At 69.7% G+C, this 19,638-nt stretch carries 20 protein-coding genes; 12 read left to right on the top strand and 8 right to left on the bottom strand.

Annotated elements, in window-relative coordinates:
• The first annotated feature begins 78 nt into the window (after nt 1–78).
• Nucleotides 79–1,866 (top strand): diguanylate cyclase domain-containing protein, encoded by a 1,788-nt coding sequence (locus ACFJIT_RS13945; protein ID WP_379653947.1) that lies wholly within the window; start codon nt 79–81, stop codon nt 1,864–1,866.
• Nucleotides 1,867–1,885: 19 nt separating this feature from the next.
• Here ACFJIT_RS13945 and ACFJIT_RS13940 read toward each other — a convergent pair whose 3' ends face one another.
• The 5 genes from ACFJIT_RS13940 to ACFJIT_RS13920 all read right to left on the bottom strand — a co-directional run bounded on the left by ACFJIT_RS13940 (nt 1,886) and on the right by ACFJIT_RS13920 (nt 4,862).
• On the bottom strand, nt 1,886–2,218 hold the full coding sequence (locus ACFJIT_RS13940) for a DUF3325 domain-containing protein (protein WP_379653946.1): 333 nt from the start codon (nt 2,216–2,218) through the stop codon (nt 1,886–1,888).
• On the bottom strand, nt 2,215–3,834 hold the full coding sequence (locus ACFJIT_RS13935; protein WP_379653945.1) for a PepSY-associated TM helix domain-containing protein: 1,620 nt from the start codon (nt 3,832–3,834) through the stop codon (nt 2,215–2,217). The genes ACFJIT_RS13940 and ACFJIT_RS13935 overlap by 4 nt, the downstream gene beginning before the upstream one ends.
• 67 nt (nt 3,835–3,901) lie before the next feature.
• Nucleotides 3,902–4,222: a DUF3649 domain-containing protein gene (locus ACFJIT_RS13930; protein WP_379653944.1), complete on the bottom strand. Its 321-nt coding sequence runs from the start codon at nt 4,220–4,222 to the stop codon at nt 3,902–3,904.
• A 281-nt stretch (nt 4,223–4,503) separates the two neighbouring features.
• Entirely contained in the window at nt 4,504–4,626 is a 123-nt protein-coding gene (locus ACFJIT_RS13925; RefSeq protein ID WP_379653943.1) for a hypothetical protein, read from the bottom strand.
• A complete protein-coding gene (locus tag ACFJIT_RS13920) occupies nt 4,623–4,862 on the bottom strand; it encodes a DUF1653 domain-containing protein (protein WP_379653942.1) in 240 nt (79 codons plus the stop codon). The genes ACFJIT_RS13925 and ACFJIT_RS13920 overlap by 4 nt, the downstream gene beginning before the upstream one ends.
• Nucleotides 4,863–5,172: 310 nt before the next feature.
• Here ACFJIT_RS13920 and trpE point away from each other — a divergent pair, with 310 nt between their 5' ends.
• The 9 genes from trpE (at nt 5,173) to ACFJIT_RS13875 (ending at nt 15,103) form a co-directional block, all read left to right on the top strand.
• Complete coding sequence (trpE, locus tag ACFJIT_RS13915; protein WP_379653941.1) at nt 5,173–6,645, top strand: anthranilate synthase component I; 1,473 nt, start codon at nt 5,173–5,175, stop codon at nt 6,643–6,645.
• The gene (locus ACFJIT_RS13910; protein ID WP_379653940.1) at nt 6,645–7,697 is read left to right on the top strand and encodes a threonine aldolase family protein; all 1,053 of its coding nucleotides are present in this window, start codon (nt 6,645–6,647) and stop codon (nt 7,695–7,697) included. The genes trpE and ACFJIT_RS13910 overlap by 1 nt, the downstream gene beginning before the upstream one ends.
• 61 nt (nt 7,698–7,758) lie before the next feature.
• Nucleotides 7,759–8,523, top strand: a complete 765-nt coding sequence (locus ACFJIT_RS13905; protein WP_379653939.1) for an SIMPL domain-containing protein — start codon at nt 7,759–7,761, stop codon at nt 8,521–8,523.
• Between the two features lie 10 nt (nt 8,524–8,533).
• Entirely contained in the window at nt 8,534–9,118 is a 585-nt protein-coding gene (locus tag ACFJIT_RS13900; protein ID WP_286576499.1) for an aminodeoxychorismate/anthranilate synthase component II, read from the top strand.
• A gap of 97 nt (nt 9,119–9,215) precedes the next feature.
• The gene (locus ACFJIT_RS13895; RefSeq protein ID WP_379653938.1) at nt 9,216–11,861 is read left to right on the top strand and encodes a hypothetical protein; all 2,646 of its coding nucleotides are present in this window, start codon (nt 9,216–9,218) and stop codon (nt 11,859–11,861) included.
• A gap of 282 nt (nt 11,862–12,143) precedes the next feature.
• Nucleotides 12,144–13,172, top strand: a complete 1,029-nt coding sequence (gene trpD / locus ACFJIT_RS13890) for an anthranilate phosphoribosyltransferase (protein ID WP_131658504.1) — start codon at nt 12,144–12,146, stop codon at nt 13,170–13,172.
• Nucleotides 13,169–13,504 (top strand): antibiotic biosynthesis monooxygenase family protein, encoded by a 336-nt coding sequence (locus ACFJIT_RS13885; protein WP_379653937.1) that lies wholly within the window; start codon nt 13,169–13,171, stop codon nt 13,502–13,504. The genes trpD and ACFJIT_RS13885 overlap by 4 nt, the downstream gene beginning before the upstream one ends.
• Before the next feature lie 79 nt (nt 13,505–13,583).
• Nucleotides 13,584–14,378, top strand: a complete 795-nt coding sequence (gene trpC, locus ACFJIT_RS13880) for an indole-3-glycerol phosphate synthase TrpC (protein ID WP_130515216.1) — start codon at nt 13,584–13,586, stop codon at nt 14,376–14,378.
• A complete protein-coding gene (locus ACFJIT_RS13875; protein WP_379653936.1) occupies nt 14,375–15,103 on the top strand; it encodes a haloacid dehalogenase-like hydrolase in 729 nt (242 codons plus the stop codon). Before trpC ends, ACFJIT_RS13875 begins: the two co-directional genes overlap by 4 nt.
• A gap of 77 nt (nt 15,104–15,180) precedes the next feature.
• On the opposite strand, the gene ACFJIT_RS13870 is transcribed toward ACFJIT_RS13875, so the two are convergent.
• Together ACFJIT_RS13870 and crp are read right to left on the bottom strand one after the other, a co-directional pair.
• The gene (locus tag ACFJIT_RS13870) at nt 15,181–16,197 is read right to left on the bottom strand and encodes a glycoside hydrolase family 5 protein (protein WP_379653935.1); all 1,017 of its coding nucleotides are present in this window, start codon (nt 16,195–16,197) and stop codon (nt 15,181–15,183) included.
• A 273-nt stretch (nt 16,198–16,470) separates the two neighbouring features.
• Complete coding sequence (crp, locus tag ACFJIT_RS13865; protein ID WP_130515220.1) at nt 16,471–17,154, bottom strand: cAMP-activated global transcriptional regulator CRP; 684 nt, start codon at nt 17,152–17,154, stop codon at nt 16,471–16,473.
• Nucleotides 17,155–17,300: 146 nt separating this feature from the next.
• Between crp and speD the strand changes: the two genes are divergently transcribed.
• Together speD and sugE are read left to right on the top strand one after the other, a co-directional pair.
• Nucleotides 17,301–18,095 carry an adenosylmethionine decarboxylase gene (gene speD / locus ACFJIT_RS13860; RefSeq protein ID WP_130515225.1) on the top strand — a complete coding sequence of 265 codons (795 nt, stop codon included), beginning with the start codon at nt 17,301–17,303 and terminating at the stop codon, nt 18,093–18,095.
• 189 nt (nt 18,096–18,284) lie between these two features.
• A complete protein-coding gene (sugE, locus tag ACFJIT_RS13855) occupies nt 18,285–18,599 on the top strand; it encodes a quaternary ammonium compound efflux SMR transporter SugE (RefSeq protein WP_130515227.1) in 315 nt (104 codons plus the stop codon).
• 375 nt (nt 18,600–18,974) lie between these two features.
• On the opposite strand, the gene coq7 is transcribed toward sugE, so the two are convergent.
• Nucleotides 18,975–19,619, bottom strand: a complete 645-nt coding sequence (gene coq7 / locus ACFJIT_RS13850) for a 2-polyprenyl-3-methyl-6-methoxy-1,4-benzoquinone monooxygenase (RefSeq protein ID WP_130523740.1) — start codon at nt 19,617–19,619, stop codon at nt 18,975–18,977.
• Between the last annotated feature and the right edge of the window lie 19 nt (nt 19,620–19,638).

Raw genomic sequence — 19,638 nt, 5'->3', positions numbered from 1 at the left:
GTCACGCGCGCGGCCGCGGAAGATGCGAGAGAATCCGGTGCGCCAGGCCCACCCACCCTGGCTTTCCATCGAAGCGCCATGGCCGAGCACGAACAGGACTACGAGAGCGAACGCCTGCGGCGCCTGATGGACCTGCGGGTGATGGACAGCTCGCCCGAGCCGCTGTTCGACGCGCTGACCCGCGCCGCGGCCGAACTGACCGCCTCGCCGGTGGCGCTGATCACCCTGATCGAGCAGGACCGCCAATGGATCAAGTCCAACCACGGCCTGCCGGGGCTGGAATCGACCGCGCGCACGACCGCCTTCTGCGATTACGCCATTCGCAGCGACAAGCTGCTGGAGGTGCGCGATGCCCGGCGCGACGTGCGCTTCTCGCGCTTCGAGACCGTGGTCGGCGAGCCCTACGTGCGCTTCTACGCCGGCGCCCCGCTGACGCTGACCAGCGGCCACCGGGTCGGCACGCTGTGCGTGTTCGACACTGTGCCGCGCCAGCTCGAACCGGCCCAGAGAGCGGCGCTGGAGCAGCTGGCGCACGCGGCGGTGGCCGCCATCGAGTTGCGCGCCCAGCTGCTGCGCAGCCAGGAGGGGTTGACCCGCAGCACGCTGGAGCTGTCCACCGCCCTGCAGCGCAGCACCATGCTCGAGCGCCGTCTGCGCGACAGCGAGGCCTTCCTGGAGCGCACCGGCCGCGCCGCCGGCGTGGGCGGCTTCGAGGTCAACCTGGACACCGGACGGATCCAGTGGTCAGACCAGACCTGCCGCATCCACGATGTGCCGGCGGGCTTCGCCCCGTCGGGTCTGGACGAGGCGCTCTCGTTCTATGACGAACAGGTGCGCGACACCTTCCGCGACGCCGTGCGACGCGCGATCGAGCAGGGCGAGCCCTGGGACCTGGAACTGCCGCAGACCACCCGCGCCGGCCGCCGCATCTGGGTGCGCTCGGTCGGGCGGCGGGAAACGATCGACGGCCAGCCAAAGCTGGTCGGCGCCTTCCAGGACGTGACGCTGCGGCACAGGGCCGTGCAGGCGCTGGAGACCAGCGAGCGCCGTTTCCGCAAGTTGTTCGAATCCAGTCTGGGGCTGATCTGCACCCACGATGCGCAGGGCACCATCCTCAGCGCCAACCCGGCCAGCGCACGCTCGCTGGACATCGAACTGACCGATGTCCTGGGCCATCGCCTGATCGAACGGATCCGGCCCCAGCGCCATGCACAGTTCCATGAGTACCTGGAGCGGGTGTTCCGCGACGGCAGCGCCTCGGGCACGCTGGAACTGATCGCGCGCGATGGCAGTCTGCGCTACTGGGACTACCACAACGTGGTCGATACCGACGAGGGCGAGCCCTACGTCCTGGGCTACGCGCAGGACGTCACCGTCCAGGTCGCCCAGGCGCGCGTGCTGCGCGACCATTCCTTCCACGACCCGCTGACGCACTGCTTCAACCGCCGCTACCTGCACGAGCTGGAGAGCCGCTGGCAGGACCGGTCGGTCGGCTGCGTGGCGGTCGACCTGGACCACTTCAAGCAGGTCAACGACGCGCACGGCCACCGGCGCGGCGATGCGGTGCTGGTGGCGTTCGCCGAGTTCCTGCAGCGGCACGCCGGCGCGGAGGGCGTGGTGGTGCGGCTGGGCGGCGACGAGTTCGCGGTCATTCTGCCCGACCAGGACCCGGCCAGCCTGGACGCCTGGATGGCGCAGCTGCGCGCCGCCGGCGACCAGGTGCCGATCGGTTTCTCCAAGGGCGCCGCCATCCGCGCCGCCGGCGCCACGCTCGAGCAGACCCTGGAGCTGGCCGATCAGGCCCTGTACCGCCAGCGTCGCCGGCATCGCGGCCGCTCGGCCGGCGTGGCGGCAGAGGCGCGGTAACCGCGCCGCGTTCCCGGCATCAACCGGCCAGCAAGCCCGCCAGCGCCAGCAGCGGCAGCAGCACCGCGCCCGGCTTCACCCAGCGTGGCCGGTAGGGCAGCAGGCCGAAGGTGATGGCGATGCCCGAGACCGTCATCGCCACCAGCCACAGCACCGGGCCGATGCCCCAGCCGCGCGCGGCCACCGCGCAGGCGAACGACGCCGCCACCAGCGTCCAGCCCAGCCAGGCCCAGCGCCGGCGCACGCGGTCCTGCGCACGCGCGGCGCCGTGCAGCTCCAACTGGTGCTTTTCCATGCCCAGGCACAGCGCGACGAAGCCACTGAAGGCCAGCGCGATCGACAGCAGGCTCATGCCGCGCCGCCTTCGGCCGCCGGCGCCTGCGTGGCCTGCGCCTGGCGCCGGCGCTTGTCCGCGGCCGAGACCGGCGGCGTCCAGTGCTGCATGCGCCAGCCGCAGACCGCCAGCGCCAGGCCGAGCAGGCAGGTCACGAGATCGACCCCGGCCAGCGCCCAGTCGCCCTCGCGCAGGGTCACGCCCAGATGGATGTGGGTGGTGGCCGCGTTGAGCAGCGGGATCAGCGCGAACAGGGCCGCTCCCACGTACAGCAGCCACGCCCAGGTCTGCCGCCGCGGCCAGACAAAGCCTGCCAGCAGGGCGAGCGCCCAGGCGATGAAGAACACCCGCGCCTCCATGTCCGGCCGCGCCTCCAGCTGCAGCGGCAGCAGCCGGTTGGCCCAGAAGTAGCTGGCGAACGCGATCGGCAGGCCGCCGACCGCGCCGATGTTGAGCGCATCGACCAGGCGCAGGCCGAAGCCGACCTTGCCCGACTTGGCGTGCTTGGTCCGCTCCTTGATGCCCCACAGCACCGCGCCGCTGGCCACCATCAGGCAGCCGAGCAGGCCCGAGCAGAACAGCAGCAGGCGCAGCCCGGCATCGGCGAAGCGCGCGATGTGCAGGCCGTACAGCACCCCGCGCGTCTCCGAGGCGCCACCGGCGCTGGCGCTGCGCGCCAGGACCCGGCCGCTGGCCGCATCCAGCCGCACCGACGGCGCCTCGTAGGACAGCCGCTGGCTGGTGCGCTGGTAGACGCTGAAGGTCTGCGCCGCATCGCCCGGATGATCGATGCGGAAACTGGCCACCGGTGCGCCGCCCAGCGCCAGGCGCGCATCGGCCAGTAGCTCGGCCACCGGCTTGCGCTCGCCCGGCCTGCCGGCGGCCGGCCCGACCGCCGGCAGATCGCTGAAGGACTCGGTGTAGAAGGCCTGCTCGCCTTCCGGATAGGCCACCTTGATGCCGATCGGCAGATACATCGCCATCAGCGTGACGATGCCGGTATAGGTGATTACCAGGTGGTAGGGCAGGGCCATCACCGCGCTGACGTTGTGGAAATCCAGCCACGAGCGCTGGCCCTTGCGCGGGCGGAAGGTGAAGAAGTCCTTGAAGATCTTCTTGTGCGTGATCACCCCGGTGATGATCGCCACCAGCATGAACATCGCGCAGAAGCCGACGATGTAGCGCGCCCACAGCACCGGGATCGCGTACAGGTCGAAGTGCAACCGGTAGAAGAACTCGCCGCCGCGCGTGTCGCGCACCGCCGAGGCCTCGCCGGTGGCCGCATCGACCGTGGCCTGGCCGAAGCGCGCGCGGCGTGCGGCGCGGTCGTTGCCCGCGCCTTCGACGGCCGGGTTCATCCAGTACATGTCCAGCGCCGGGTTGCGCGCATCGGGCAGGGTCACGTTCCAGTAGTCGGCGTTCGGCGCCTCGCGCTGCAGATAGTCCAGCGCGCTGGTCGCCGCCCGCTCCGGCGAGACCACCGTGCGCGCAAGCTCCGGGCGCATCCAGCGGCTGATCTCCTCGCGGTAATAGCTGGCCGTGCCGCCCATGAAGATCAGCAGCAACAGCCAGCTCACCAGCAGGCCGGTCCAGGTGTGCAGCCAGGCCATCGACTGGCGGAAGCCCTGCTTCATGGCGTGATTCCCTGCGTGCCACGCGGCCGGTGGACGCGGTCAGGGCTGCGAACCGGCGGCGCTACGTTCATGCCAGCACCTTGAGCAGCCAGGTGGTCAGGGCCAGCAGCGCGGTCGGGATCAGGATCCCGGCCCAGGCCTTCCAGGCGCTGGCCGTGGCGAAGGCCCACAGCGCCGCGCAGGCGCACACCAGGATCGCCAGCAGCATGCCGATCAGCACCGCCTGGCTGCGCGCGATCGGCAGGGCCACGGCCAGGAACGCGCCGGTGCTGGCCGCCAGCGCATAGCCGCCGAAGATCGCCGCCAGGCTGCGCGAGAGCACGCCCACCCAGGGCCGGCGGAACCAGGACGAGAAGACGGCGGCGCCGCGCATGGAGGTCGCGCTCATGGCCGCGTCGCCTCGGGCGCGCACGGGAAGATCGCACACGCAGGAGCGGGGCCGGACGGTAACGACACGCAGGCAAGGCAAGACATCAGACATCCCATCGAGAAGCAGGAACCGGCCTGCGACAGGGCGGCAGGCGGTGGGGGAGGGCTGGCCTTGGGGTTCGAGCGGACGCGTGCGAACGCACGACGGGCGTGGCTGATGAGAATTGTTCTCTTTTGGGCCGGCGCCGTCAATGCGCCCCGGTCGCCGCGCCCAGCCCGGTAGCGGCAGCACGCATTCCGTTAGCGCGTCCCGGCCACCGGGTCGAAGCGAGACGTCGCGCTGTCGACGAAGCCCGGCGCGGCGAACAGCGCGCCGTCATCGGGCCAGACCGCCTGGCGCAGCGCGATCGCCAGAGCGCTCACGCCACCCCGTCGAGGCGGCGGAAGCGAGGCTGGCGCGCGCCGTCGACCTCCACCTCGGAAAAGAACATCGCATGCGGCCGCACCCACAGGCCGCCTTCGCCGTAGCGCGCGCGGTAGAGCACCAGCGGCTCGAGCGTCTCGCTATGACGCACCGTGCCGATCACTTCGTACTGGCCGCCCTTGTAGTGGACGTAGCGCCCCGGGGGCGTGGCGGGCAGGGCAGGCAGGTCGGACATGGCGCGGTTCGCGATGGCGGAAGCGGCAGGATACGTGTCTGGCGGGCAGGCGCTCCCGTGGACCGCCAAGCCGGGGTCGGCCCGCGGCATCTGCGGATGACGCGCCTGCAGGGCCTGCCGGCCGCGCCTCGCAGCCACCGGCTGACGCCGGCCGGCCCAGTCCGCGTTGCACGCCTGCCGCAGTGCGGTAAAGTACCGCCCGTGCCCGCCGTGACGACCAAGCGTTCCTCCCTTTCCGCTCGCCGCGCGTGGCGATGGTGGCCTGTTGCCGTCGTCCGTCCCGCCCCCGCGTTCGGTAAGGAATGTCCTCTTGATCACCGCAGAGCAGTTCCAGCAGCACGCTGCTGAAGGCCACACCCGCATCCCCGTCGTCCGTGAAGTGCTGTCCGACCTGGACACGCCGCTTTCGGTCTATCTCAAGCTCGCCGACGGCCCCTATACCTATCTGTTCGAATCGGTCGAGGGCGGCGAACGCTTCGGCCGCTATTCGATCATCGGCCTGCCCGCCCGGCGCGTGTACGCCGTGCGCGGCCACACCCTGGAAACGCGCGACTACGGCGAAGTGGTCGAGTCCCGCCATGTCGCCGATCCGCTGGCCGAGGTGGAGGCGCTGCGCGCCGCGCATTCGGTGCCCAGGTTCGAGGGCCTGCCTGGCTTCACCGGCGGGCTGGTGGGCTGGTTCGGCTTCGAGTGCATCGGCTACATCGAACCGCGCCTGGCGGTGGACAAGCCCGACGAGCTGAACACCCCCGAGATCCTGCTGATGCTCTCCGAGGAGCTGGCGGTGTTCGACAACCTCAAGGGCCGGCTGTACCTGATCGTGCACGCCGACCCCGCCCAGCCGCAGGCATGGGCCAGGGCCAACCGCCGCCTGGACGAACTGGCGCACCGCCTGCGCCAGGCCGGGGCCGGCTATCCGCAGACGCAGCTGTCCGATGCGATCGACGAGGGCGATTTCCGCTCCTCGTTCACCCGCGAGGAGTACCACGCCGTGGTCCGCACCGCGCAGGAATACGTGCGCGCCGGCGACATCTTCCAGGTCGTGCCCAGCCAGCGCCTGCGCGTGCCGTTCCGCGCGCGTCCGGTCGATGTGTATCGTGCGCTGCGCGCGCTCAATCCCTCGCCGTACATGTATTTCATCGATGTCGGCGGCACCCAGGTGGTGGGCTCCTCGCCGGAGATCCTGGCGCGCCTGCAGGGCGACACCGTCACCGTGCGCCCGATCGCCGGCACGCGCCGCCGCGGCCACACGCCGGAGGAGGACGCGGCCATGGAGGCCGAGCTGCTGGCCGACCCGAAGGAGCGCGCCGAACACGTGATGCTGATCGACCTGGGCCGCAACGACGTCGGCCGCGTGGCCGAGCCCGGCACGGTGGAGGTGGGCGAGCAGTTCGTGATCGAGCGCTACAGCCACGTCATGCACATCGTCAGCGAGGTCACCGGCAAGCTGAAGCAGGGACTGAGCTACGCCGACGTGCTGCGCGCGACCTTCCCGGCCGGCACCGTCAGCGGCGCGCCGAAGATCCGCGCGCTGGAGGTCATCGCCGAACTCGAGCCGGTCAAGCGCAACGTCTACTCCGGCGCGGTCGGCTACATCGGCTGGCATGGCGATGCCGACACGGCCATCGCCATCCGCACCGCCGTCATCCAGGACGGCTACCTGTACGTGCAGGCCGGCGGCGGCGTGGTCTACGACTCCGACCCGGATCTGGAATGGAAGGAAACGATGAACAAGGGCCGCGCCCTGTTCCGCGCGGTCGCGCAGGCCGCCAAGGGACTGTGATGGACGGGAACGGCATGACCAGACTGGCCTCGTTCCGCAACGACTACAGCGAAGGCGCGCATCCGCGGCTGCTGCAGGCGCTGGCCCAGGCCAGCGCCGAGCAGAACACCGGCTACGGCCTGGATCGCCACAGCCTGCGCGCGGCCGAACTGATCCGCGCGCGCTGCGGCCAGCCGCAGGCGCAGGTGCATTTCCTGGCCGGCGGCACGCAGACCAACCTGCTGGCGATCTCCGCCTTCCTGCGCCCGCACGAGGCGGTGATCGCCGTGGACACCGGCCACGTGGCAACGCATGAGACCGGCGCGATCGAGGCCACGGGCCACAAGGTGCTGGTCGCCCCGCACGTGGAAGGCAAGCTCACCGTGGACGCCGTGCGCGGCCTGCTGGCCGCCAACACCAGCGAGCACATGGTCAAGCCGCGCCTGGTGTACGTCTCGCACACCACCGAGCTGGGCACGCTCTACACCCACGCCGAGCTGCAGGCACTGCGCAGGCTCTGCGACGAAGGCGGCCTGCTGCTGTTCCTCGACGGTGCGCGGCTGGGCTGCGCGCTGGCCGCCGCCGGCGCCGACCTGGGCCTGGCCGAGATCGCCGCGCTCACCCACGCCTTCTACATCGGCGGCACCAAGAACGGCGCCCTGCTGGGCGAGGCGCTGGTGGTGGTCGAGCCGGCGCTGCAGGCCGACCTGCGCTATCTGATCAAGCAGCGCGGCGCGATGCTGGCCAAGGGCATGGTGGTGGGCTGCCAGTTCGAGGCGCTGTTCGAGGACGCGCTGTTCGTCGAACTCGGCGCGCACGCCAACGCCATGGCCCAGCGTCTGCAGTCGGGCCTGAAGGCGGCCGGCGTCCAGATGCTGATCGACTCGCCGACCAACCAGATCTTCCCCGTGCTGCCGCATGCGCACATCGAGGCGCTGGCCCGCCTGACCGCCTTCGAGCGCTGGGCGCCGCACAGCGACAGCCATGCCGTGATCCGCTTCGTCACCTCCTGGGCCACCCGCCCGGAGGCGGTGGAGGCGCTGATCGCCGAAGTGGCGCGCCTGGTGCGATGAACACGCCTGGATCATCCGACAGGCCGTTGGCCGGCCTGTTGCCCAACGCAGGAGCGGTGCGATGAAACGTCTCTGGATACTGCTGGCCCTGTTGTGCCCCGTGGTCGCATCCGCGCAGATCAACAGCCTGCCCGCGCAGTCGCATCTGCTGGTCAAGGGCGAGGCGCACCGGGAGGTGCGGCCGGATCGCTTCGGCGTGGTGGTGACGCTCGATCGGGTCGATCCGTCGCCTGAGGTCGCGCGCAGCAAGGTGCAGGCCGATGCGACCAACGTGCTGGCGGCCTTCCATCGCCACCATGCCTTGCCCGGCTCGATCCAGGCGGCCACAATGGAAATCAAGCCAGCGCATGCGTACGAAGAGGGGCGCGAGGTGTTCAAGGGCACGGAAGTCACGCGCAGACTGGCGGTGGCCTTCGGCACGCTGGAAGATACCCGCGCCTTCCTGGGTGAATTGAAGACCAGCGAGTTCCTGCAGCTCTCGGGCGTCACGCCCGGCTACCGCGACGAGGCCGCGCTGCGCGCGACCTTGAAGGGCGAAGCGGCCGCGCAATCGCGACAGGCGGCCGAAGCGCTGGCAAAGGCCTACGGCGTCAGATTGTCCGGCCTGTACACCATCTCCGACGTGGCGCCCGCCTTCAGCTACGGCATCCAGGCCGGGACATGGCGAAGCCCGGAATCGCCCTTCCCGCCGGCACCACCGCCGCCTTCGGCCGACGTCGGCGCGCGGGTGGACCCAACGCTGCGCCCGGCCGACGGCGAATCGCTCGAAGCCGGCACCCTCACCCTTTCCGAAAACGTCTATGCGGTCTTCCTGATCGCGCAGTGAGTACACCGCCATGCTGCTGATGATCGACAACTACGACAGCTTCACCTACAACCTCGTGCAGTACCTGCAGTCGCTGGGTGCCGAGGTGGAGGTGGTGCGCAACGACGCGCTGGACGTGGACCGGATCGCGAAGATGGCGCCGCAGCGCATCGTGATCTCGCCCGGCCCGTGCACGCCTAACGAGGCGGGGGTGTCGCTGGAGGTGATCGAGCGACTGGGCGCGACCACGCCCATCCTGGGCGTGTGCCTGGGGCACCAGAGCATCGGCCAGGCCTACGGCGGGGATGTGATCCGCGCCGGCCGCATCATGCACGGCAAGGTCTCGCCGATCCGGCACGAGGGGCGCGGGGTGTTCGCCGGTCTGCCGGATCGCTACGAGGCCACGCGCTACCACTCGCTGGTGGTCGACAAGACCACGCTGCCGCCGGCGCTGGAGGTCACCGCGTGGACCGAGAACGAGGACGGCTCGATCGAGGAGATCATGGGGCTGCGCCACCGCGAGTTCCCGGTGGAAGGCGTGCAGTTCCATCCCGAGTCCATCCTGACCCAGCACGGCCATGCGCTGCTGAAGAACTTCCTGGAGCGCACGGCTTGAAGGGCGCCCCATGATGGGTCCGGCGCGTTAGCCGCAGGGCCTTCACTTCATCACGGCCGCCTGTCAACGCGGTCGCACTTGGCGCGTTGTAGGCGATATGAGATTACCTCGACCCTTACTCGCGCTCGCCCTGATCGCCGGCACGGCGCATGCCCAGCAATCCGCGCCCGCCGCGGCGTCGCCGGCGCAGGGCGAGGGCGGGGAGGTCGCCTCTCCCATCGATACGCTCGACGCGGTGAAGGTCACCGCGAGTCGCCTCCCGAGCGAACCCGGCGCGGCCCTCGGCACGCTCCGGCCGGAGCTGCAGCTGGGGCGCATGGAGGTGCAGAGCTATGGCGCCTCCACCGTGGAGGAGTTGCTCGGCCTGATCGCGCCGATGACCACCAGCGACAGTGGCGATTCGACGCCGATCGTGCTGCTCAACGGCAAGCGGATTTCCGGCATGCAGGAAATCAAGGACATTCCCACCGAAGCGATCCGCCGCGTCGACGTGCTGCCGGAAGAGGAGGCCTTGCTGTACGGCTATCCTCCCGACCAGAAGGTAGTGAATGTCGTGCTGGTGCCGCGCTTCAACCGCTATACCGCGCAGCTGGATGGCAGCGCACCGAGCGCGGGCGGCATGGAAACCGGCGTCGCCGACCTGGACCGCTTCATCCTGCACGACGACGATCGCCTCAACCTGGACCTGAAATACACGGCCAACACGATGCTGACCGAGGACGAGCGCGACATCGCGGCCGTGCCGGTGCAGCCGGGCTATGACGCGCAGGCCGAAGATCCGCTGGACCCGCGCGCCGCGCGCAGCCTCGCCAACGCCAGTCACGCGGTGGATGGCAACGCGGTCCTGAGCAGGGCACTGGGTGATCGCACCTCGTTGACCTTGAACTACACCGGCAACCTCAATACCAGCGATGGCGAGCGCGGCTATGCCGGGACCGCATTGGACGTCCCTGCGGATGATCCCTTCGCGCAGTCCGCCGACGGTCAGCGCGTGTACCGCTACGTGCCGGTGGTGCTGGGCCAGCATTCGAAAGGCTGGAGCAGCCGCTTCGGCGGCACGCTCAACCACGATTTCGACAGCGCCTGGCATCTTTCGGTGGTGGGCTACTGGAACCGTGCCGGCAGCCGCACCGTCACCGATGCCGGCGTGGACAACAGCGCGGCGCAGGCGCTGCTGGATGCGGGCGATGCGGACTTCGATCCCTACGGCCTGTTGACCGGGGCGATGTTCCCGCGCAACGCGCCCAACATCGCCACTTCGCTGGCCGACACGAAGAACCTGCAAGTGTTGGTGAACGGTACGCTGCTGAAGCTGCCGGCCGGCGATGCGATCGTGAGCCTGGGCCTGGCCGACACCGACAGCCGCATCGACAATGTGGCGCGCATGGGCGGCCGGCAGCGCATCGCCGACTTCAAGCGCAACGATGCCAGCGCGACCGCGAGCATCGAGGTGCCGTTGATCAATCGCGGCCAGGAGACGCTCGGCAGGTTCGGCGACCTGTCGATCAACGCGCATGCGCAGCTCGATCGTCTTTCCGACTACGGCCAGGACCTGCAGCGCTGGGGCTATGGCCTTCGCTGGTCGCCGCTGACACGGCTCACGGTCACCACCAACCTCGACGCCGGCAAGACCGCGCCCACCTTGACCCAGCTGGCCAACCCGGTCATCACCAGCATCGGGACGCGCGTGTTCGATTACGCCACCGGGCAAACCGTCAGCGTCACCTCGATCAGTGGCGGAAATCCCGATCTGCTGGCCAGCGACCAGCACCGTTTCCGGGCCGGCATCAGCATCAAGCCGTTCGACCAGCGGCGACTGTCCATCGTCTTCAACTACAGCGACACCGACACGCGCGATCCCGTCGGCAGCCTGCCGCCGGCCACCGCGGCCCTGCAGGCCGCGCTGAGCGACCGCTTCCTCACCGATGAGGACGGCAACCTGGTCGAAGTGGACAGCCGCCCGCTCAATTTCGCCGAGGAACGGCGCCGGCAACTGCGCTTCGGGATCAACGATGCGCATTCGGTCGCCGGCTTCTTCAGCAGTGCGTCGCCGCTGCCTGACATGACGCGTGCCAGCTTCGCCGCGCGCGGTGGCGGCAATGCGGCCGATGGCGGCACTGGAAGCCCGGGAGGCACGGGAAGCGATGCCCCGCCGCCGGATCAGGCCCGCGAGGGACGGTGGCAGGGCGGAGGCGATCGGGGCTTCGGTGGTGGCGGCGGCGGGCGTGGCTTCGGCGGGGGGATGCCTGCCTCGATGATGCAGGGGCAGATCGTGTGGTCGCTGTACGACACCGTGGTGTTTTCCGACCGCGTCCTGATTCGCAACGGCCTGCCGTGGCTGGATCTGCTCGGTGGCGATGCGATCGGCGGCAGCGGCGGCGTGGCGCGCAACCAGATCGATGGCAGCATCGCCTATACGCGCTCGGCGTATGGCGTGCGGCTCAGCTTCACTTCGCGTAGCGGCACCCGGGCGGAGGGCGGCGGCGCGGAGACGGGCAATCTGGATTTTTCGGGCCTGACGACGTTCAACCTGCGCGCCTTCGCCAACACGGGCCGCACGCCGCTGGCGCAGGATCATCCGTGGTTGCGGGGCACGCGGATGACCTTGACGGTCGCCAACCTGTTCGACAGGCGCGTGAAGGTGCTCGACGGCACTGGCGCGGTGCCCGCGAGCTACCAGCCGGAGTTGCTCGACCCGATCGGCCGGGCGGTCACGTTGAGCCTGCGCAAGCAGTTCCAGTAAGTCCAGCGGGGGGCGGGAGTTGGAGGACTGCCAGCGGCGACACCGGGCCTGCTTGTGCTTGGACGTGAGAGAATTCCAGCCCCCGGCACGGCGTCCTTCCAGTCGCGGGTCCCCGAGCCGATCGTGGTACCGATGCGGGCTCGATTGCCTCTGGAAGATGCCGGGCCTTTGGAAACGCATGGACAGGTCTTGCATGTTGCCGATGATCGACAGCCACGACAGCTTTACCCGCCTCACGCCGTGCCGCCACGGGCTGCTGAAGAACTTCCTGGAGCCCCGCGCATGACGATCACCGCGCAGGAGGCTCTGCAGCGCACCATCGAGCATCGCGAGATCTTCTTCGACGAGATGGTCGGCCTGATGCGCCAGGTCATGCGCGGCGAGATGTCGCCGCTGATGACCGCCGCCATCATCACCGGACTGCGGGTGAAGAAGGAGACCATCGGCGAGATCGCCGGCGCGGCCACGGTGATGCGCGAGTTCTCGCGCGCGGTCGAGGTGGCCGATCGCACGCACATGGTCGATATCGTCGGCACCGGCGGCGATGGCTCGCACACCTTCAACATCTCCACCTGCGCGATGTTCGTCGCCGCCGCGGCCGGGGCCAAGGTCGCCAAGCACGGCAACCGCAGCGTCTCGTCCAAGTCCGGCAGCGCCGACGCGCTCGAGGCCCTGGGCGCGCGCATCGAGCTGCAGCCCGAGCAGGTCGCCCAGGCCATCGCCGCCACCGGCATCGGCTTCATGTTCGCGCCCATCCACCACCCGGCGATGAAGGTGGTCGCGCCGGTGCGCCGCGAGATGGGTGTGCGCACCATCTTCAACATCCTGGGGCCGCTGACCAACCCGGCCGGCGCGCCGAACATCCTGATGGGCGTGTTCCATCCCGACCTGGTCGGCATCCAGGCGCGCGTGCTGCACCAGCTTGGCGCCGAGCGCGCGCTGGTGGTGTGGGGGCGCGACGGCATGGACGAACTCTCGCTCGGCGCCGGCACGCTGGTGGGCGAACTGCGCGACGGCAAGGTGCGCGAGTACGAACTGCATCCGGAGGATTTCGGCATCGCCATGTCGGCCAGCCGTAATCTCAAGGTGGACGGCCCCGAGCAGTCCATCGCGATGCTGCGCGCGGTGCTGGCCGGCGAGCCCGGCCCGGCGCTGGACATCGTCGCCTACAACGCCGGCGCGGCGCTGTACGTGGCCGGGGTGCGCGACTCGATCGCCGCCGGCATCGAGGCGGCGCGCGCGGCCATCGCCGACGGGCGCGCCGCCGACAAGCTGCGCCAGTACGTGGACTTCACCCGCGCGCTGTCGTGAGCGACGCCGCCTTCGCCACGCTGCCCAGGCCGCCGTACTGGTCGGTGGCCTTCTCCTCGCGTCGCAGCGCGGGCGATGACGCCGCCTATGGTGAGGCGGCGGCGCGCATGGTCGCGCTGGCGCGCCAGCAGCCCGGTTTCCTCGGGGTGGAATCGGCGCGCGGCGCCGATGGCTTCGGCATCACCATCTCCTACTGGGACAGCGAAGCCGCCATCGCCGCCTGGCGCGCCCATGCCGAGCACGCCGCGGTGCGCGCCACCGGCCGCCGCGACTGGTACAGCCACTTCGAGCTGCGGATCGCGCGGGTCGAGCGCGCCTACGGCAGCCCCTGACCGCCGGGTCAGGCCCGCGACGGGCGACAATGCGACAATTCCCCTCCAGCCGCGCCGCACGCGGCATGCACAAGACCCCATGAGCGACATCCTCGACACCATCCTGGCCCGCAAGCGCGAGGAAATCGCCGCGCGCAGCGCGCAGGTTCCGCTGGACGACCTGATCGCGCGCGTGGGCGACGCCTCGCCCGTGCGCGGCTTCGCCGATGCGCTGCGCCGGGCCATCGCCGCCGGCGAGCCGGGCGTGATCGCCGAGGTCAAGAAGGCCAGCCCGTCCAAGGGCGTGATCCGCGCGGACTTCAATCCGGCCGAGATCGCGGTGAGCTACGAGTTCGGCGGCGCCAGCTGCCTGTCGGTGCTGACCGATGTGGACTTCTTCCAGGGCGCCGACGCCTACCTGCAGCAGGCGCGCGAGGCCTGCACCCTGCCGGTGCTGCGCAAGGATTTCACCATCGATCCCTATCAGGTGTACGAGGCGCGCGTGCTGGGCGCCGACTGCATCCTGCTGATCGTCGCGGCCCTGGACGACGACCAGCTGGTGTCGCTGGCCGACCTGGCCATGCGGCTGGGCATGGACGTGCTGGTCGAGGTCCACGACATCGACGAGCTCGAACGCGCGCTGCAGGTGCCGGCGCCGCTGCTGGGCATCAACAACCGCAACCTGCGCACCTTCGAGGTGTCGCTGAACAACACCCTGGACATGCGCCACGCCGTGCCGCGCGACCGCATCCTGGTGACCGAGAGCGGCATCGTCACCGCCGACGATGTGGCCACGATGCGCGGGCAGGGGGTGCACGCCTTCCTGGTCGGCGAGACCTTCATGCGCACGCCCGAGCCGGGCGAGTCGCTGCGCCAGCTGTTCTTCGCCGCATGAGCGCGGCCGGGCCGCACCGGGTGCCGGCCGCCGACGCGCCGGTGGTGGTGTTCGACTTCGACCACACCCTTTACGACGGCGACTCGGGCAGCCACCTGTTCGCCTGGCTGATCCGGCGCAGCTGGCTGCGCACGGCGGCCGCGCTGGCGCTGACCCCGCTGCTGGGGCCGCTGGTGGCGATGCTGCCCACGCGCCGGCGCGGCATCTCCGGCTATGTGTGGATCGCCACCTTCGGCCTGCATCGCCGCCGCGACCTTGATGCGCTGATCGACCGCTACGTGGAGGCCAACCACGCGCAGATGCGGGCCCGGCTGCTGCCCGCCGCGCTGGAGGTCTTCGCCGCCCATCGCGCCGCCGGCGACCGGGTGGTGGTGGCCACCGGCGCCCCGCCGGAGCTGGCCCGCGCGATCCTGTCCTTCGTCGCCCACCAGGACGTGCCGGTGATCGGCACGGTGGTCGGCCCGAAGTTCGGCGCCGTGGCCGCGCGCCGCCACTGCCATCACGAAGAGAAGATGCGCATGCTGCGCGAGCAGGGCTACGGCGAGATCGCCATGGCCTATTCGGACAGCACGGCCGACCTGCCGCTGCTCAAGGCCGCGCGGCGCGCGGTGGTGGTCAATCCCAAGCACAGCGCGGTGGGGCTGTTCCGCCGCGTGCTGCCGGCCGGCACGCCCATCCTCAACTGGGGCTGCCGCGACCGCGCCGGCGACGCCACCGGCGCCTGATCCGCGCGAACGCGGCGGGTCGCCGCGCGACCGCATCGCCGCGCTTCGCGGCTTGCGAGGTCCCTTGCGGTCAGCGGTCAGCGGTCAGCGGCGGTGTAGGCGCTGTCGCTGTCCACCAGCGCATGGTGCAGCGAGGCGATCCACTCGTCGCGGTCGATGTCGTAGGTGCCGAAGCTGCCTTCGAATTGCCAGTATGCCCAGGCGAAATGGCGCTTCTCCGCGGCATTGACCACCGCCACGGTCCAGGCCAGCCGGTCGTCCGCCGGCGCCTGCTCGTAGGTGCCGAATTCGCCCAGCAGGATCGGCCGGTGATGCGCCTGCGCCCAGGCCGCGATGCGGTCGAACTCGTGGTACAGCCTGTCCCGGTCGGCCGCGCTGCCCCAGTGCACGCCGGTGTGGTCGCGGATGTCCGCTGGCGCCCACGACGCACCCTGGTGGGTGAACCGGAACGGGTTGTAGTAGTGCACGGTCACCAGCAGATGCGGGTCGTCGTCGGGCAGGCTCAGGCGGTCCAGCGCCGTGTAGGCATTGCTGCTGGCCGGGCCGATCACCACCGTGCGGGTCGGGTTGTCGCGGCGGATGATGCGCAGCGCGTCGCGCAGCAGCGCGTTCCACGCCTCGCTGGTCATCTGGCCGTTGGGCTCGTTGAGGATCTCGAACAGCACCGAGGACGGCGCCTGACGGTAGCGCGGCGCGACCTGGCTCCAGAAGGCCAGCAGTTTGGCCCGGCACACGGCCGCGTCGGCGGCGCAAGGGTGGAAGTCGTGCTCGTCCAGGATCACGTTCAGGCCCGCCGCCGTGGCCTGCGCGACCACCGCGTCCAGGGTCTGCAGCCAGACCGGGTCCAGGCGGTTGTCCGCGTCCATGTGGGCGAAGGCCTGCAGATTGACCCGCACCGTGCGGAAGCCGCCGTCGCGGATCGTGCGGTACAGCGACGGGCGGAAGCGCGCCTTGGCCGGGTCGCTCCACATCGGGTCGTAGCCGAGGATGTTGACCCCGCGCCCGAGCCGGGCGAAGGCCTCGTCCGCTTGCGCAGGCGGCGCCGACAGCGCCACGCACAGCAACGCCAGCAGGATCAAAAAGGCACGGCGCATCGCGATCTCGCGGGGCAGGGGAGTGGGACAGACCAGACGCGACGCCCTCGGCGACCGCATCCCGGCCGCGATCATCGCGCGCCCGGCCCCCAGAAAAACGAACGCCGCCTTACCGCCCGCAATCCCGCCCGCGCACCCGCCGCGGCGTAGCGAACACTGCTATCCCGAATCCCGAATCCCGAATCCCGAATCCCGAATCCCGAATCCCGAATCCCGAATCCCGAATCCCGCCCCGCGGCGCCCTACGCCGAGGGGCCCGGGCCCCTCACGCCATCAGCGCGTCCCGTACAGCACTACCGTCTTGCCACGGGCATGCAGCAGGCCGTCGGCCTGCAGCTTCTTCAGCACCCGGCCGGCCATCTCGCGCGAGCAGCCGACCAGACGGGCCAGCTCCTGGCGCGAGACGCGCAGCTGGGTCCCCTGCGGGTGGCTCATGGCCTCCGGCTCGTGGGCCAGGTCGTGCAGGGTGCGAATGATGCGGTCGGTCACATCCAGGAAGGCCAGGCGGCTGGCCTTGCGGCTGGTATCCAGCAGGCGGCGCGAGAGCTGGGTGCCGATGGCGAACAGCAGCTTGGCCGCATCCGAGGCCAGCTGGCCGCCGAAGAGCTGGTGCAGGCGCTCGTAGCTGATCTCGGCCAGTTCGCACTGGGTACGGGTGCGCAGCACCACCTCGCGCTTGTCCGACTCGATGAACAGGCCCATCTCGCCGACGAACTCGCCCGGACCGAAGTAGCCCAGCACCAGCTCGCGGTCCTCGTCTTCCTCGGCCAGGATGCTGACCGAGCCGCTGACCACGTAATACAGGGTTCCAGCCGGGTCGCCGGGGCGGAAGACATCGGCCCGGGCGGGGTAGCGGCGGCGGTGGCTGTTGGACAGAAACGACTCGATGGTCGTCAGATCCGGGATCAGCGCGCCGGCCGGCGAACGGGTCAGGCTCGGTGGAAGACCTGCTTTCATGTCGGCTCTTGAACTGAAGCGAATGTCAGCGAGCTTAGTCTGAATGTGTCGCTCACGGCAATGCGCGGTGCGGTGTCATTTCACCGTCAGGGCATTTGCCCCAGTAATTCGCCCCTTCACCCGTTTCCTTCACAGGTCCCACTGCCGTGGTCAAACCACTGCCGCGTCTGAGGCTGCAGGGCTTCAACAACCTCACCAAGGCGCTGAGCTTCAATATCTACGACGTCTGCTATGCCGTGTCCGAGGACGAGCGCCAGCGCTACATCGAGTACATCGATGAGGAGTACAACGCCGACCGCCTGACCCAGATCCTGACGGATGTGGCCGAGATCATCGGCGCCAACATCCTCAACGTCGCGCGCCAGGACTACGACCCGCAGGGGGCGTCGGTCACCATCCTCATTTCCGAGGAACCGGTGATCGACAAGAAGCAGGCCGGCAAGGAGGTGATCTCCGATGCGGTGGTCGCGCACCTGGACAAGAGCCACATCACCGTCCATACCTATCCGGAGACACATCCGCAGGCGGGCATCGCGACCTTCCGCGCGGACATCGACGTGGCCACCTGCGGGGTGATCTCGCCGCTGAAGGCGCTGAACTACCTGATCGAGTCGTTCGAGTCGGACATCGTGATCATGGACTACCGCGTCCGTGGCTTCACCCGCGACATCAAGGGCAAGAAGCACTACATCGATCACAAGATCAACTCGATCCAGGACTTCATGGCCAAGAACATCAAGTCGCGCTACGAGATGATCGACGTCAACGTCTATCAGGAAAACATCTTCCACACCAAGATGCACCTGACCGACTTCGACCTGGACCAGTACCTGTTCGAGGAGAAGGCGCGCAACCTCTCGTTCAAGGAGCGCATGAAGATCGAGAGCCTGCTCAAGCGCGAGATCGAGGAGCTCTTCCACGGCCGCAACCTGGCCGAGTGAGGACGCGGGTCAGGCGCGGTTGCACGGGCCTGACGTAAAGTCCTGATATCAAGGCGGGACGACCCGCCCGCGGCCCGTAAGGCCGCGCCGCAGGATGACCGACGACGGTCCGGGCTCGCGCCCGGGCCGTTTCGCTTTTTACGGCCCTGCGCGTTTCAAAACGTTGTTGGATGCAAAGGAGAACTCGCCATGTCTTGGCTCTATCTGCTGGCCGCCGGCCTGCTGGAAATCTGTTTCGCCATGGGCCTGAAGTACACCGAAGGCTTCACCCGGCTGTGGCCGAGCGTGGGCACGATGCTGGCCGCCGGCGCCAGCCTGTGGCTGATGACCCAGGCGATGAAGGGCATTCCGGTCGGCACGGCCTACGCGGTCTGGACCGGCATCGGCGCCACCGGCGTGGCGGTGGCCGGCATGCTGCTGTTCGCCGAATCGGCCTCGCCCGCGCGGCTGGCCTGCATCGGGCTGATCGTGGCCGGCGTCGTCGGCCTGAAGCTGGTGTCGTGATCGGGCCTGCGGAGCAGAGCTAATCGCCCTGCACCTGGATCACGCGCGCAGGGCGCTGCTGGGTGGGAGCAACTGTCTCCTCAGCAGCCGCCCGTCTGTAGAGCGGAGCTCGCTCCGCTGCTCTTCGTTCGGTTCGTGGGAAAGGCCCCAGCGGAGCAAGCTCCGCTCTACAGGGGAGAGCCGCCATGGCGGCGATGGGGCTTTACCGGGAAGGCTTCATCGCCGCCATGGCGGCTCCCACGGAATTGCTTTGCTGTCTGCGAGTGGCGACTGGATCGGCGGGCTGCCGCTCCTCCCTCGAAAAAAACACTGGGCTGCACCAGGCAGGGACCGCGTCCATGCGGCGGCGGGCGACTGGCGCCCGGCCGCGCTCGCTCAGAGCCGGTAGGCCACCGTCTTCATCACCTGCGAGGCGAACTGCATCACGCCGGGGATCGGGAAGGGCAGCGTGCGGGCGCCGGCGTCTTCGGCCTGGTCGGCGTGGCGGGCCTCGTCGGCCTTCATCACCTGCAGCACGTCGCGGCTGCGCAGGTCGGCCGGCGGCAGGATGTCCAGGTGCTCGTCCAGATGGGCCTCCACCTGGCGCTCGGTCTCGACCACGAAGCCCAGATTCCAGCCGTCGCCGCGCAGGCCGGCCAGCACGCCGATGGCGTAGCTGCCCGAGTACCACAGGGGATTGAGCAGGCTGGGCCGGCTGTCCAGTTCGCGCAGGCGCCGCGCGCACCAGGCCAGGTGATCGGTTTCCTCCTGGGCGGCGTGCAGCAGGTGGGCGCGGGTGGCCGGGTCGCGCGCCACGGCGGCCTGGCCCGAATACAAGGCCTGCGCGCAGACCTCGCCGACGTGGTTGATGCGCATCAGCCCGGCCGCGTGGCGGCGCTCGGCCGGGTCCAGGGCGATCTCGGGCGTGGCGGCGGCCGGATAGGGGCGCTGCGCCGAGGGGCTGCCCAGGGTGGTCTCCAGCGCGCGCTGGGCTTCGTCCAGCAGGCGGTCCAGCGGCGAATGCAGGCGGGTGACGGTCATGGCGGAGCGGGTCGGTCCG

Origin of the sequence: Pseudoxanthomonas sp. UC19_8 (assembly GCF_042700505.1) — a bacterium.
GTDB classification, from domain to species: domain Bacteria; phylum Pseudomonadota; class Gammaproteobacteria; order Xanthomonadales; family Xanthomonadaceae; genus Pseudoxanthomonas_A; species Pseudoxanthomonas_A winnipegensis.
The sequence above is the reverse complement of the archived record's forward strand: the minus strand, read 5'-3'. Positions and strand labels throughout refer to the sequence as shown.

Coding starts and splice junctions, on each gene's coding strand:
- ACFJIT_RS13945 (WP_379653947.1), top strand. CDS start 79: ATGGCCGAGCACGAACAGGACTACGAGAGCGAACGCCTGCGGCGCCTG.
- ACFJIT_RS13940 (WP_379653946.1), bottom strand. CDS start 2,218: ATGAGCCTGCTGTCGATCGCGCTGGCCTTCAGTGGCTTCGTCGCGCTG.
- ACFJIT_RS13935 (WP_379653945.1), bottom strand. CDS start 3,834: ATGAAGCAGGGCTTCCGCCAGTCGATGGCCTGGCTGCACACCTGGACC.
- ACFJIT_RS13930 (WP_379653944.1), bottom strand. CDS start 4,222: ATGAGCGCGACCTCCATGCGCGGCGCCGCCGTCTTCTCGTCCTGGTTC.
- ACFJIT_RS13920 (WP_379653942.1), bottom strand. CDS start 4,862: ATGTCCGACCTGCCTGCCCTGCCCGCCACGCCCCCGGGGCGCTACGTC.
- ACFJIT_RS13910 (WP_379653940.1), top strand. CDS start 6,645: ATGGACGGGAACGGCATGACCAGACTGGCCTCGTTCCGCAACGACTAC.
- ACFJIT_RS13905 (WP_379653939.1), top strand. CDS start 7,759: ATGAAACGTCTCTGGATACTGCTGGCCCTGTTGTGCCCCGTGGTCGCA.
- ACFJIT_RS13900 (WP_286576499.1), top strand. CDS start 8,534: ATGCTGCTGATGATCGACAACTACGACAGCTTCACCTACAACCTCGTG.
- ACFJIT_RS13895 (WP_379653938.1), top strand. CDS start 9,216: ATGAGATTACCTCGACCCTTACTCGCGCTCGCCCTGATCGCCGGCACG.
- trpD (WP_131658504.1), top strand. CDS start 12,144: ATGACGATCACCGCGCAGGAGGCTCTGCAGCGCACCATCGAGCATCGC.
- trpC (WP_130515216.1), top strand. CDS start 13,584: ATGAGCGACATCCTCGACACCATCCTGGCCCGCAAGCGCGAGGAAATC.
- ACFJIT_RS13875 (WP_379653936.1), top strand. CDS start 14,375: ATGAGCGCGGCCGGGCCGCACCGGGTGCCGGCCGCCGACGCGCCGGTG.
- ACFJIT_RS13870 (WP_379653935.1), bottom strand. CDS start 16,197: ATGCGCCGTGCCTTTTTGATCCTGCTGGCGTTGCTGTGCGTGGCGCTG.
- crp (WP_130515220.1), bottom strand. CDS start 17,154: ATGAAAGCAGGTCTTCCACCGAGCCTGACCCGTTCGCCGGCCGGCGCG.
- sugE (WP_130515227.1), top strand. CDS start 18,285: ATGTCTTGGCTCTATCTGCTGGCCGCCGGCCTGCTGGAAATCTGTTTC.
- coq7 (WP_130523740.1), bottom strand. CDS start 19,619: ATGACCGTCACCCGCCTGCATTCGCCGCTGGACCGCCTGCTGGACGAA.